The sequence below is a fragment of the Streptococcus sp. HMSC077D04 genome, assembly GCF_001808785.1.
In the GTDB taxonomy this organism is placed as follows: Bacteria; Bacillota; Bacilli; order Lactobacillales; family Streptococcaceae; genus Streptococcus; species Streptococcus mitis_BX.
Genome location: NZ_KV794468.1, coordinates 1 through 734, shown reverse-complemented (window position 1 = coordinate 734; position 734 = coordinate 1). Strand labels below are relative to the sequence as shown.

General features: G+C 39.2%; 1 pseudogene. It reads right to left on the bottom strand.

The window, feature by feature from the left end:
- Positions 1-734: pseudogene (locus tag HMPREF2701_RS00970) on the bottom strand (VirB4-like conjugal transfer ATPase); the annotation flags it as partial.

Genomic DNA, 734 nt, shown 5'->3' with positions numbered 1-734 from the left:
ATAAAGGATAAAAGAAATTCTGATTTTACCTTAACAGGGTCCTCATCCATATTTTCATCAGACAAGTCAAGTACATTGAGATAGGTTTGGGAATCGGGCGCAATATCAATCATTTCCCCACCAAAAGCCCGTCCAATAACACTGTACTCTGCTTCTGGATCCACGATGATAATTTCAGTATTTTCACCAGATTCCTTGATTTTGGTCGTGATAATTTCATGCTTGGTTGCCATCCCTTTCCCAGCTCCAGATGTCCCTAAAATCAGACCAGACGGTGTATTTAATAGGCTTCGATCAATGGTAATAATATTGCTTGAGATTTGATTGATACCGTAATATTTCCCACTGCGGTCTTGTAAGTCTACTGAAGTCCAAGGTGAGTTCACTGCTACATTAGATGTTAATAAACTCCGTGATACTCCCTCTAAAAAATCACAACCAAATGGCAGCAAACTATTAAAGGCTGCTTCTTGCATATATGGAAGTTTATCAATCATTAGGTCATTTGAGCCGGCCACTTGTTGGATAGTGTCTAGCGCTTGTTTGAGTTCTTCTTCATCCTGACCAAAGACCCCAATCAAGAAGACTGTTTGAAATAGTTTATCTCCTGTCTCGGTCATGGTTTTTAAGAGTTCCTCAGCTTCATCGATATTGCTTTCTAATACATGACCTACTTTTTCCAAATAGATACCTGTTCGAGCAAGTTTTTGTTGTTCCCCAATCTTTTGGGATTC